This is a genomic window from Nocardia stercoris, assembly GCF_003696265.1.
In the GTDB taxonomy this organism is placed as follows: domain Bacteria; phylum Actinomycetota; class Actinomycetes; order Mycobacteriales; family Mycobacteriaceae; genus Nocardia; species Nocardia stercoris.
Genome location: NZ_RFFH01000003.1, coordinates 497,465 through 510,175, shown reverse-complemented (window position 1 = coordinate 510,175; position 12,711 = coordinate 497,465). Strand labels below are relative to the sequence as shown.

8 protein-coding genes are annotated in these 12,711 nt (G+C 69.2%); all 8 read right to left on the bottom strand.

The window, feature by feature from the left end; translation table 11 throughout:
* Nucleotides 1-239 precede the first annotated feature (239 nt).
* Entirely contained in the window at nucleotides 240-1,118 is an 879-nt protein-coding gene (locus tag EBN03_RS10725; protein WP_199742717.1) for an SRPBCC family protein, read from the bottom strand.
* Nucleotides 1,090-2,604: a bifunctional aminoglycoside phosphotransferase/ATP-binding protein gene (locus EBN03_RS10720; RefSeq protein WP_233608297.1), complete on the bottom strand. Its 1,515-nt coding sequence runs from the start codon at nucleotides 2,602-2,604 to the stop codon at nucleotides 1,090-1,092. The genes EBN03_RS10725 and EBN03_RS10720 overlap by 29 nt, the downstream gene beginning before the upstream one ends.
* A gap of 4 nt (nucleotides 2,605-2,608) precedes the next feature.
* Nucleotides 2,609-5,344: a magnesium-translocating P-type ATPase gene (mgtA, locus tag EBN03_RS10715; RefSeq protein WP_122187770.1), complete on the bottom strand. Its 2,736-nt coding sequence runs from the start codon at nucleotides 5,342-5,344 to the stop codon at nucleotides 2,609-2,611.
* Between the two features lie 120 nt (nucleotides 5,345-5,464).
* Nucleotides 5,465-6,112: a response regulator gene (locus EBN03_RS10710; RefSeq protein WP_122187769.1), complete on the bottom strand. Its 648-nt coding sequence runs from the start codon at nucleotides 6,110-6,112 to the stop codon at nucleotides 5,465-5,467.
* 101 nt (nucleotides 6,113-6,213) lie between these two features.
* Nucleotides 6,214-7,857 carry an ABC transporter permease gene (locus tag EBN03_RS10705; RefSeq protein WP_122187768.1) on the bottom strand — a complete coding sequence of 548 codons (1,644 nt, stop codon included), beginning with the start codon at nucleotides 7,855-7,857 and terminating at the stop codon, nucleotides 6,214-6,216.
* Nucleotides 7,854-8,765 carry an ABC transporter ATP-binding protein gene (locus tag EBN03_RS10700; protein WP_122187767.1) on the bottom strand — a complete coding sequence of 304 codons (912 nt, stop codon included), beginning with the start codon at nucleotides 8,763-8,765 and terminating at the stop codon, nucleotides 7,854-7,856. The genes EBN03_RS10705 and EBN03_RS10700 overlap by 4 nt, the downstream gene beginning before the upstream one ends.
* Before the next feature lie 361 nt (nucleotides 8,766-9,126).
* Entirely contained in the window at nucleotides 9,127-10,047 is a 921-nt protein-coding gene (locus tag EBN03_RS10695) for a GyrI-like domain-containing protein (protein WP_147471520.1), read from the bottom strand.
* Between the two features lie 45 nt (nucleotides 10,048-10,092).
* On the bottom strand, nucleotides 10,093-12,465 hold the full coding sequence (locus EBN03_RS10690) for a phosphoketolase family protein (protein ID WP_122187765.1): 2,373 nt from the start codon (nucleotides 12,463-12,465) through the stop codon (nucleotides 10,093-10,095).
* Nucleotides 12,466-12,711 lie beyond the last annotated feature (246 nt).

Genomic DNA, 12,711 nt, shown 5'->3' with positions numbered 1-12,711 from the left:
CACCACGGCTCCCGTCGCGGCCAGAGTCCACCACCAACTCCACGACCACGCGAAAGGTCACCACGAGAAACGAGGCCACCGGTCGCCGGCGAATCCACCGTGCCACGAGTTGCTACGGCGTGGCGTCGGCCCGGCCAGGTGTGTCCGGAAGGGGATGGGCCTCCATGACACCAGCACACCGAACGCATGTACCCGGTCGCCTGAAGACAACGTCACGTGGTCAACGGGCATGTGGATCTCTAGGTAGATCCGCCGCAGTGGCCATCGGCCGGGAGTACGCCGTCGGACCCGGCCGTGGTTCGACCGGAGATGCCAGCGACGATCGGTTCCGTGGCCCGAGGACTCGGTTCCGCGCCGGCGGGTAGCACGGTGTGCTCGGCTCGATCACGAATGCCCCGGAGCATCTTTGCCTCCATGACCAGGCTGCCGGGCTCGAGGAGATAGCAGTACAACAAGCGCGACGGAATCGAGTTGCTGGGCACGGTGATCCGGTTCCGGCTGACCAGCCGCGTGCTGTCACCGATCGGCGACAGCACGAACGACCACACCCAGTTTCCGTCCTCGGACTCGAACACCAGCGCCCGGGCCGGTTCGACTACAGCGACGCGCATCTTCGGACCGCCCGGCGTAATCGACAGCAGGTCGCCGACCGATATGTGCGCAAACTGCGGCAGCAGCGACATCGAGCTGTGCACTGGCACTCCCAGCAACCGATCGATCCAGTCGTAGCTGTAGATTCCGCCGCGGTCGGGCCCGAACTGGACGAGCCAGGGCCAGATCGTCTCGGGTGCCGCAGCTATGGTGACAGCGCGAGTGGTGATCACATCGGGATCGGTGATCAGGTCGTCTCCGGGCATCGCGCGCAGGCATTCGTCGGCGCGGGATCCCCAGGTACGGACTGCGGAGCGGGCGAGAATCGGGTAACCGACGATCAGGCCGGCGATGAAGGTGGCTACACCGATGGCGGCGGCGCGCGGGACTGAGGCTGAACGGTTCATACCGCCACGATCCCGGTTCTGGTCGACGGCAACGAGGGTCCTATGACCCGAGTTCGAGAGGCATAACGCCCGGCGTGAACCGGGTGTCGGGTCATGACACAGGCCCCGGCTGATGCGCACGCTGCCATCGGGTGACGGCTCGGGCGACATTGTCGGCGACCGGGTGGGTGGTGTCGAGGACCGAGGCCGCGGGCCACGGGTCTGCCACGGATGCGAGGGCCGACGCGATGGCCGGCGTCGCCTCGGAATCACCTCCGGACCGGGCTGTGATACGAGCGGAGGTCACCGAAGTAGGTGCGGCGCAGCGGATTTCGATCGGTTCCGTGGCCGTTTCAGCTGCCAGACGCAAGGCCTGTTCCCGGTGGTAGGCACCGCTCCAGGTGGCGTCGAGGACGATCGACCGGCCCTGCCCCAGGTGTTCGCGGGCTCGATCGAGCAGCTCCTGGTAGACCCGGTCGACGGCGGAGCGGGTGTACGCGCCTTCGCCGAAGTTTCCACTGGCCCCGGTGATTACGCCGGTGGCGCGAAGCTCGGCGCGGATGCGGTCGGTGGACAGCACCGTCGCGCCCGTTGCCTCGGCCAGCGCCGCGGCGATCGTCGACTTCCCGGTGCCGGGAAGCCCGCCCACCAGCGCGATTCGGATCGTCGCCGACTGCAGGTGGTCCAGCGCGATCTCCACGTGCCGCACCGCGTGATCCGCGGCTCGAGGGTCTCCCTGTGCGTGGCGTAGGCAGTTCACCTTCGCGCGGACGGCGGCTCGGTAGGCGATGTAGAAGTGCCACAACGACATCGGGGCGGGGTCGGCGGTGTGGGTCCGATAGTCGCGGGCCAGCTCGGTAGCCGCCCAGGAGGCCCCTTCGAATTCGAGATCCATGGCGAGGAAGGCGATGTCGTCGATCCGGTCGACGTGGCGCAACTCGTCGTCGAAGTCGAGACAGTCGATGACCCGGAAGCCGTCGGGAACCACGAAGATGTCCCCGGCCCGCAGGTCGCCGTGCCCGTCCACGATCCGGCCTTCGGCGATGCGCTGCTCGAACAGGGGCCCTCGCCCGTCGAGGAAACGGTCGGCGAGCTCTTCGGCTCGCGCGACGGTGTCCGGTGCGAGCGGTGGCCGGGTCAGACCGTGCAGCACCGACCGCCACCGGGCGCGGACCGCGGCGAGCGTCGCCGCCCCCGAGATCCGATCGCTCCGGGCGGCGGTGTCGTGGAATTCGGCCAACAGCCGGACCAGCCCGTCGAGCGCGGCGTCCGTCGCCATCGGATCGGTCAGCAGTCGGGTCAGCCGGGCCTGGTCGGGCAGCCGCCGCATCACCAGAACCGGCTCGGCGGGTCCGCCGCCCGGAGGCTGGAAGTGGCCGACACCGAGGTAGACATCCGGCGCGAGCCGGCGATTGAGCTCCAGCTCGCGGGCGATCGCGCGTTCGCGGCGTTCGGGGGTACCGAAATCGAGGAAGTCGGTGACTACCGGGCGTTTGGTCTTGTACGCGCGGTCTCCGTAGAGGACGACGACCCCGGAGTGGGTCTCGTGGAGTACCGCGAACGGCTCCGCCTCACCACGGAACATCAACTCGTACAAGAGGTCCTGAGTGTCGATCTCGGAGGTCATGGCTTCAGTGGACTCCTCGACGGCCGGCGCCGGCAGGGCCGAAGTACTCCGATTGCGGGGCATCCGCCTCGCGTTCTCGGGGACCGGCAGGCCGAGGTCGAGTGGTCACACCACTCACACTGAAGCGCGCGGCCCGACGCTCGACCCGATATCCGCCTGAGCGGTCCCGTTGCGGGGGTACGGCCGCCGGCCCCCGGTAGAACCATCGCTTGCACAGCTCGGCGAGAGCGAGATAGGTCGCGATCATCATCGTGAGTGCGACGAAATAGCCTCCCGGCAACGGGCTGAAGCCAAGACTTCGAGCCAGCGGCGTGGCGGGCAGGATCATGCCGACCGCGACCACACCGAGGACCGCCACCGTCAGCGGCACGCTGGGGTGGCTACGGAAGAACGGGGACCGGCGGGTGCGAATGACGAACAGCACCAAGGTCTGCGTCGACAGCGATTCGACGAACCACCCGGTGTGGAACAACACCGCGCCGGAATGGAACACCCACAGCATCACCCCGAAGGTGAGGAAGTCGAAGATGGAGCTGATCGGCCCGAAGATCAGCATGAAGCGCCGAATGAAGCCGATATCCCAGCGGGCCGGGCGCGCCACCTGTTCGCTGTCCACGGTGTCGGTCGGGATCGCCAGCTGGCTGGTGTCGTACAGCAGATTGTTCAACAGGATCTGCGACGGCAACATCGGCAGGAACGGCAGGAACAGCGAGGCGCCCGCGGCACTGAACATATTGCCGAAGTTGCTCGAGGTTCCCATCAGCACGTATTTCATCGTGTTGGCGAAGATCCGGCGGCCCGCCACGACGCCGTCGGCCAGCACCTGGAGATCCTTTTCGAGCAGCACCACATCGGCGGCGTCCTTGGCGACATCGGTTGCCGAATCGACCGAGATACCCACGTCCGCGGAGTGCAGGGCGAGCGCGTCGTTCACGCCGTCGCCGAGGAAGGCGACATCGAGCCCGGCACGGCGTTGTGCGCGCACGATCCGGGCCTTCTGTTCCGGATCGACCCGGGCGAAGACGGTCGTGCCCGGGAGAGCGTCGGCGAGCTGGTCGTCGTCGAGCCGGTCGATGTCGGGTCCGGTCAGCGCCGCTCCCGCGGGAAGGCCCAGTTCTTCGCAGACGTGCTGGGCTACCACCGGATTGTCACCGGTGACGACCTTCACGGTCACGCCGAGGTCGGCCAACTGCTGGAGCGAATGGCGCGCTGATTCCTTCGGCGGGTCGAGGAACACCAGCAGACCACACAGCGTGAGCTGCGTTTCGTCGTCGGCCGTCACCGTCGTGGCACCGGGTGCCGGGCGGGTGGCCACCGCCACCACCCGGTGCCCTGCGGCGAACTCCGCCGCCGGCAGTGCCCGCTCGGATTCATCGGTGCCTGCGCACCGTGCCAGGATCGCTTCGGGCGCACCCTTGGTGACGACCATCCGGCGCCCGTCGGGGGTGTCGACGAGCACCGATACCAAGCGCCGGTCGTGGTCGAACGGCAAGGTGGCGACGCGGGTATATCCGGTCACGAGGTCGCGCGGCGCACCGGGTGCTTCCCACAGCGCCGTGTCGAGTGCGTCACCGCCGGCCATCCGATCGCCCTGCACCACGGCATCCGTGCACACCATGCCGAGCACCCGGACGAGATCGGCGGTCGTCGCGGCGGTGCCGAGCGCCCGCATGAACTCGATCCGGCCGGCGGTGAGGGTGCCGGTCTTGTCGGTGAACAGCACCTCGATGTCACCGAGATCCTCGATGCAGACCAGCCGCTTGACCAGTACCTTCTTTCGGGCCAGCCGGTGGGAGCCGTCCGCGAGACTGGTCGACACCACCGCTGGTAGCAGCTGAGGCGAGATACCGACGGCGATCGCGAGGGAGAACAGCAGCGCGTCCAGAAACGGCCGATGCAAGACCACATTCACCACGAAGATGCCGGCCGTCAGCGCGCCCGCGACATACACCAGCAACATCGAGAATTTCCGCAGCCCGATCTGGAACTCCGTCTCCGGCAACCGATGTCCCAGACCTACCGCGATCCGGCCGAACTCGGTGCCGGCGCCGGTGGCGATGACGACGCCGCGGCCTCTGCCGGCGTTGACCACGGTCCCCATCATCACGCAGCAGTCCAGCTCGGCCAGCGACAGATCGGGCGCGACCGCTTCGGCGTTCTTGTCGGCAGGCTCGGATTCGCCGGTGAGCATGGATTCCTCGCACTGCAGGCCGGTCGCGGTCTGCAGCCGGATATCGGCGGGAACGAGTTCCCCGGCCCGCAGCTCCACGACATCGCCCGGCACCAGCTCGGTGACGTCCACGGTCCGTGCCATCCCGTCGCGAATCACCGTGGCCCGATGCCGGATTCGTTCGTGCAACGCCTGGGCCGCGCGCTCGGCGCGGTACTCGTTGAACACGCCCAATCCGACCGACAGGATCAGGATCACCCCGATGATCAGCGCGTCGGAGCGATCGGAGAGAAAGAACGAGACCGTAGCCGTCACCGCGAGCAGGAGCAGCAGCGGAGATCTCAACTGCCGCAGCACGACCAGGATCAAGCGCGCCTTGTGCGTGCGAACCGCATTGGGGCCCACCGCGGCTCGTCGCCGAGCGACCTCGGTGTCGTTCAGCCCGGAGTCCTGACTACCCAAGGCGGCGAGGACCTGCTCGCTCGTCATCGCGGCCGCCTGACCGGGCAAGAGCTGGCGGACGACCGTTCCGCTCACCGGGGTCGCTCGTCGCAGCAGGGTTTGATGCATAGTCCGAATTCTGCGCCTGGTCCGGCAGCGGGATCGAGGGTCGAACGTCCCTCGATCCCGAAGAAAAGCCCCGAAGCGCGGACTGGGAGGAACGGCGGCGCGGCTGTGCCCGCCACGCAGTCAGGCGGGCCGAGCGGCCTTGTCGTGCAGCTTGGACGCGAGGACCGCCGCTTGTGTCCGGCGTTCCATGCCGAGCTTGGCCAGCAACCGGGACACGTAGTTCTTCACTGTCTTCTCGGCCAGGAACATCCGTTCGGCGATCTGCCGGTTGGTCAGGCCCTCGCCGAGCAGGTCGAGCAGCTTGCGCTCCTGCTCGGTCAGGGTGGCCAGCGGGCCGTCGGGTTCGGTGCTGCGGCGCAACCGGTCCATCAGGGCGGCGGCCGCGCGATTGTCCAGCAGCGACCGGCCGGCGCCCACCTCCTTGATCGCGGAGGCCAGCTCCATGCCCTTGATGTCCTTGACGACATAGCCGCTGGCCCCGGCCAGGATGGCGTCGAGCATGGCCTGCTCGTCGGTGAAGGAGGTCAGGATGAGGCAGCGCAGCCCGTCGTGGTGGGACAGCAGCTCTCGGCACAGCTCGATGCCGTTCCCGTCGGGGAGACGGACATCCAGCACCGCGACATCGGGACGCAGCGCCGGGATGCGGGCCAGCGCCTGGCCCACATCGCCGGCCTCGCCGATGACGGTGAGCTCGGGGTCGCTGTTGAGCAGATCCGTGAGCCCGCGACGAACGATCTCGTGGTCGTCCACCAGAAATACCGTGGTCATGGGCGCGTCCTATCCGCTCGTTGTGACACTGGTCAACATATCCCGGCGTGTGCGACGGGGTATATGGACGAAAGTCCCCAACTTGCGGGTGCACGCTCGGCTCAGCCCAGGTCGCGCCTCCGAAACGCGACCAGACCGGCACCGGTGAGGACCGCGGCCAGGCCGAGCTCCCACGCCACCGCGGTCGCGGTGAAATGCCCGCCGGGCAGCTTCGGCAGTCGGCCGAACGGCTCGAGATCGCGCGCCCAGCGCGGGAACCAGGTCGTCGCGCCCAGGATGTACACCAGCAGGAAGCCGGTATAGACCGCCCAGGCGGCCGATGCGATCCGGGGCGCCGCGCCGACCAACGCGACGGTCACCGCGGCGGTGAACCACACCGCGGGCAGCTGCACTGCCGCACCGGCGAGGCATGCCGGCACAGTGCGATGGAAATCGTGCACCGCGGCACCGTAGGTGAGTCCAGCGGTCAGCCCGGCCGCCAGCATCGCGACCGCCGGGCCACCGAAGGCGAACAGCAGATGGGTTGCGGCCCAGCGGATCCGACCGATACTCCCGGCGAGCACGGCTTCGGCCCGCTGTTCGGTCTCCTCGGTGTGCAGCCGCAGCACCGCCGACACCGCGTAGCCGGAGATCATCATGGCCAGAATGCCCAGCGCGAGGCCGACGACCGTATCGTCGAGAGCCGCGGCGCCGCCCAGGCGTTCGATGTACTTCTGGAACCCCTCATTGCTGCCCATCTGGCCGCTGACACTGGTCACCGAGCTGCCGAACAGCACGCCGTACAGAGCCAGCCCGACGATCCACGCCATCAGCGCGACCCGGTGCAGGTGCCAGGCCAGCCCGAACGGCCCGGACACGGTACGACCGGCGCGCGCGGCACCGGCCCGCTCGGCGATCATGCCGCCACCGAGATCGCGGTGCGCGGCCAGGGCGGCCGCGACCGCCAGCACGGCGACGGTGGCGGCCAGCGGCAGGATCGGCACCCACCACCGCTCACCGGCATAGGGGCGCATCAGGATCGGCCAGCCCAACGGCGAGAACCAGGACAGGGTGCCGCTGCCGAGATCGCCCACCGCGCGCACGGCGAACGCCGCGCCGACCACGCCGAGTGCCAGCCCCCGGGCGGTCCGCGCACTGGCACTGAGCTGAGCGCAGACCGCGGCGACCGCGGCGAAGAGGATCCCGGTCGACGCCAGGCCGAGCCCGAACGCGACGGATCCGGCCGCCGGCAGGTCGTAGCCACGCAGCAGGACGGTGAAACCCAGACCGGACAGTACCGACGCCGCCGACGCGACGAGAACCGCCGAGGTGAGGCCCGCGTACCGCCCGATCGTGCCCGCCCCGAGCAGTTCGGACCGGCCGGCTTCCTCTTCCGTGCGGGTGTGACGGATGACGGTGAGCACCACGGCGACAGCCAGAATCGCGTTGAGGATCTGGGCCTTCCAGATGGTGACCGCGCCCAGGGTGGCCAGATAGACCGGGCCGTAGAGCGCGACTTCGGCATGGTTGGCGTTGGTGGCCAGCGCGAACGAGGCCAGGTCGGCGTCGGTGCGGTAGACGGCGCGGATACTGCCGGCATAGGTGATCGGCAACAGGATCGCGAAGGTCGTCACCCACAGCGGCAGGATGACGCGATCGCGGCGCAGGATCAGCCGCGAAGTGCGTGCGACGCCGGTGAACTCGTCGAACCGCGGACGCGGGAGTGAGAGGGAATGTACCGGCCGGGCCGGTGCCGCGGTGATCATGCCGCCACCCGCCCGGTCCCGTCGCCGGTGGCGCGATAGTGGCGCAGGAACAGGTCTTCCAGGGTGGGCGGTGCGCTGACCAGATTGCGCAGGCCGGCGTCGCCGAGTCGGCGGACGAGTGTGCCCAGGTGCGCGCTGTCGACCTGGCAGCGCAGGGTGCTGCCGTCGAATTCGACATTGTCGACACCCGGCAGGACGCTGAGATCACCTGGGTCACCGATCATCTCGGCGGTGATGGTGGTGCGCGACAGGTGCCGCATCTGCTCGATGCGTCCGCTGTCGACGGTGCGGCCGGCGCGGATGATGGTCACGCTCTCGCACAGTGCCTCGACCTCGGACAGGATGTGGCTGGACAGCAGGACGGCGGTGCCCGCCCGGGACGCCTCCCGCACGCAGGCGCGGAAGTTCTGTTCCATCAACGGATCCAGGCCGGCGGTGGGTTCGTCCAGGAGCAGCAGTTCGGCGCGCGTGGCCAGGCCCGCGATGAGCGCGACCTTCTGCCGGTTCCCCTTCGAGTACGAGCGCACCTTCTTGTGTGGGTCCAGTTCGAAGCGCTCGATCAGCTCGGCCCGGCGGCGCTCGTCGACGCCGCCGCGCATGCGGGCCAGCAGGTCGATGGTCTCGCCGCCGGTGAGCGTGGACCACAGCGCGACATCGCCTGGGACGTAACCGATTCGGCGATGCAGCCGCACCGCGTCGGTCCACGGGTCGGCACCGAACAGCCGCACGGTCCCCGAGCTCGCGCGGACCAGGCCCAGCAGGATGCGCAGGGTCGTCGACTTGCCGGCGCCGTTCGGTCCGAGGAAGCCATGGATCTCGCCCGCGCCGACGGTGAGGTCGAGGCCGTCGAGCGCGTGGACACGACCGAAATTCTTGTGCAGGTCCCGGATGTCGATGAGGGGCGGCATGATCTTCTCCTGGCTCGGTCGACCGCGCGGGGTGGCGCGGGTCGTGGTTAGAGCGTGCTCGTCCGGGCCTCCCGCTCGAGTGGGTCCTCGGTCACCTGTGTGGGGGTCCTGTGGCCCGTTCTCGCACCGGATCCGATCGCCCGCTGGGCCGCATCGGACAAGGCAGCGAAGACGATCCTCTTACAGGCGTGGTCGTAGCCCGACAGGGCCCGCGATCCTCGCGGCGAGCACCACGAGTTCGGCCGGCAGTGGGACCGGCCGACGCTGCGATCAGGACGAAAACGAGCAGAACGACTGGCGGCCACCGCCGAACCGACTGGGGTTCTGCTGCAAGGGGTTTCGATTGCGGGGTTGCGGCGGGTTACGAGGGCGCAGGGGACGGGAAGGGTCGATCGGCGTCCACGCCTGCGGCGGTCCGATATTCGGCCGACACCTCGGCGAGGGCGGCGGCCAGCAGGTGATGCGCGTATTCGGCATATGCCGTGAGATCAGCGTCGACTACATCGGCGATCGAGTCGCCGGGGTCCGCCGCGGCGACCTCCGTGCCGCCCGACGGGCTCTCCCGGAGGACGAGAAGGCACGGTAGGACCGGGGACGGCGCCTTCGGACCGGTGTCGGATGTCCGGTCGGCGAGCCGGGAATGACAGGCGGTCAGCAACGTTCGGCGTTCGCTGCCGGGCGCCCGTAGGCCGTCGAGCTCGGTTCGCGCCAGGATCCGGAAACCCTGGCGGCGCAGCGCCGTTTCGGTCGCCGCCACGACTCGGTCGTGGGGGCCGGGCGCCAGGACCCGCAGTGCGCGCACCCGCTCGACCGGCAGCCGGATCTCGGTGAGCAGCTGGGTGGGATCGACCACCTCGTCGGGGCCGACGAGATACGCCTGGACCGGCGGACCCACCGGGTGGAAACCGGAGTCCCGCAGCCATTCCCACAGCGCCCGGTAGGCGGCACCCAGTCCGTGGTAGCCGCCCCGGTGCACCGTACGCGCGACCAGGGTGCCCGGAACGACGACGACCTCGGCGGCGGTTCGAGGTCCCAGCCGGGGTGCCAGTTCGAGCGGCACATCGAACTGGACCATCTCCGCGCCGGTATGTGGGATGTGTTCACCCGCCGTCGTGGTGGCCGGCCCGCGGGCAGTCAGCCCCGATTCCTGGATCAGCGCCTCCAGTTCGCGCATCCCGCACGCGATGTCGAGGCCGAGCCGGTCGCCGCGCACCGGGCGCGAGATCCGCAGCGCGGCGTGGGGACCGGATTCGCAGACGGTAACCGGGTATTCGGTTCGCACGACGGCTCCTTCGTCTGGATCGCGCACGAGCGCGCGACCGTGTGGTCAGGGTTCGGCGGGGCCGGGCCAGGTCCAGCCGGTGATCTCGGGCAGGTCCTCGCCGGTCCGGCGGGTGTAGGCCAGTGCTGTGTCGAGCCGTTCGGCGAGTGTCGCCAGCAGGGGAGCGGCCCGGCCGGTGAGCCGGGGCACCAGTTCGACGGCCGCCATGGCGAGCTGATAACGGTCGATGCCGTTGAGGGCGCACATGTCGAACGGCGTGGTGGTGGTGCCGTTGTCCCGGAAGCCCCGCACGTGCAGCATGTGGTGGTAGGGGCGCCGGTAGGTGAGCTGGTGGATCAGCCACGGATAGCCGTGGAACGCGAACAGCACCGGGCTCGGGCCGAACATCGCCGCGTAGTCGCTGTCGGGAATTCCATGCGGATGCCGGTCCGGCGAGAACAGGCGAGTCAGGTCGACGACGTTCACCACGCGCACGTGCAGGCCGGGGACCAGCTCGCGTAGCAGGGCCGCCGCGGCCAGGGTCTCCTGGGTGGGTACGTCGCCGGCGCAGGCGAGCACGATGTCGGGGGCCGTGTCACCGGTTCCGGCCCAGCTCCAGACGCCCAGACCGCGGGCGACGTGGTCGCGGGCCCGGTCGTCGTCGAGGTATTGCAGGGCCGGTTGCTTCCCGGCGACGACGACATTGACGCGGCCGCGGCCGCGCAGGCAGTGGTCCATCACGTGCAGCAGGCAGTTGGCGTCCGGGGGCAGGTAGACGCGTGCCACTTCGGGTCGTTTGCTGAGCACGTGGTCGATGAAGCCGGGGTCTTGATGAGAGGCGCCGTTGTGGTCCTGGCGCCACACGTGGGAGGTGATGAGGTAGTTCAGGCTCGGAATCGTTTCCCGCCAAGGGAATTCAGCTGCCGCGACCAGCCATTTCGCGTGCTGGACGACCATCGAGTCCACGATGTGGGTGAACGCTTCGTAACTCGAGAACAGCCCGTGCCGGCCGGTCAGCAGATAGCCCTCCAGCCAGCCCTGGCACAGATGCTCCGACAGCACCTCGAACACCCGACCGGTCGGTGAGAGCCGATCGTCGCCGTCGACCGTGGCCTCCCGCCAGCGCCGGCCGGTCACTTCCAGGACCGCGTCCAGCCGGTTCGAGCGGTGCTCGTCGGGGGAGAAGAACAGCATGTTCGCGGGATTGGCGACCAGGGTGTCGCGCAGGTAGGTACCGAGTACCTGGGTGGCTTCCCCGGTCGAGGACGCAGGCACGTCGACTGGCAGCGCATAATCGGACACGGCCGGCAGCCGCAGGTCGATCTGCTCGCGGCCGTGGGCGATCGGGGCGGCGCTCATCCGCAGGTCACCGACCGGAGCTTGCTCCCGCAAGCGTGCTACCGGCGCACCGTCGGGCCCGAACAGCTCACCCGGGTGATACGACAGCAGCCACTGCTCCAGCAGTGCCAGATGGCCCGGGTCCTCCCGGACCCCGCCGAGCGGCACCTGGTGGGCGCGGAATGTGCCCTCGACCCGGACCCCGTCGACCGACCGGGGACCGGTCCAGCCCTTCGGCGTTGCCAGCACGATCGCCGGCAGCCGCAGCGCGGGGGTCGACACGCCGCGGCGGGCCGCGGTGCGGATCTCGGCGATCCGGTCCATAGCGATATCGAGGACGGTGGCGAACTGCTCGTGCACGGCGGTCGGATCGGAACCCTCGACGTGCAACGGCCACCAGCCGTGCCCGCTGAGTAGCGAGTCCAGGTCGGATCGTGGGATGCGGGACAGCAGTGTGGGATTGGCGATCTTGTAGCCGTTGAGGTGCAGGATCGGCAGGACGATGCCGTCGGTCGCGGGGTCGAGGAACGAGGGCGCGTGCCAGCTGGTGGCCAGCGGTCCGGTTTCGGCCTCCCCGTCACCGATCACGCAGGCCACCAGCAGATCCGGGTTGTCCAGGGCCGCGCCGGTGGCGTGGGCGAGCGAGTAACCCAGTTCGCCGCCCTCGTGGATCGAGCCGGGCAGGTGCGGGGAGGCGTGACTGGGTACGCCGCCGGGAAAGGAGAACTGCCGGAACAACTCTCGCATCCCGGCGACGTCCTGGCCGACCTGCGGGTGGTGCTCGGAGTAGGTGCCCTCCAGCCAGGCCGCGGCGTTGAGCCCGGCGGCGCCGTGGCCCGGTCCGAGGACGAACAGGGTGCGCTGGGCCCGGCTGCGGATCATCCGGTTGAGGTGGGCGTAGGTCAGTGTGATGCCGGGGACGCTGCCCCAGTGCCCGATGAGCCGGGGTTTGATGTGCTCGGGAGCCAGCGGTTCGGTGAGCAGCGGATTGTCGAGCAGGTAGATCTGTCCGGCGGACAGGTAGTTCGCCGCCCGCCACCACGCATCCAGATCGCTCAGGGCGGGCTCGTTGAGCTGCGGCGCGGCCAGGATTTCGGTCATCGGCTGTCTCCTCGGCTGTCGGGGAACCTGTGGGATGCCTCAGGACGACCGTACGCCCGCGGGCGAGTTGCGAGATGCCGCCGATGGTCGCCGGTTTATGGGCCCGAAGTCCCGACCTGCCGGGTGCGGGTGCCGACTATCGGACCGTCCAGGAGGGTCTTTCGGCTCTGGGGGCGGACCCACCGTCAGCGCGACGCTTGGACCGACCGAGAACCACCCTGTGCTCACCGCACGGCGAAGGAGAGT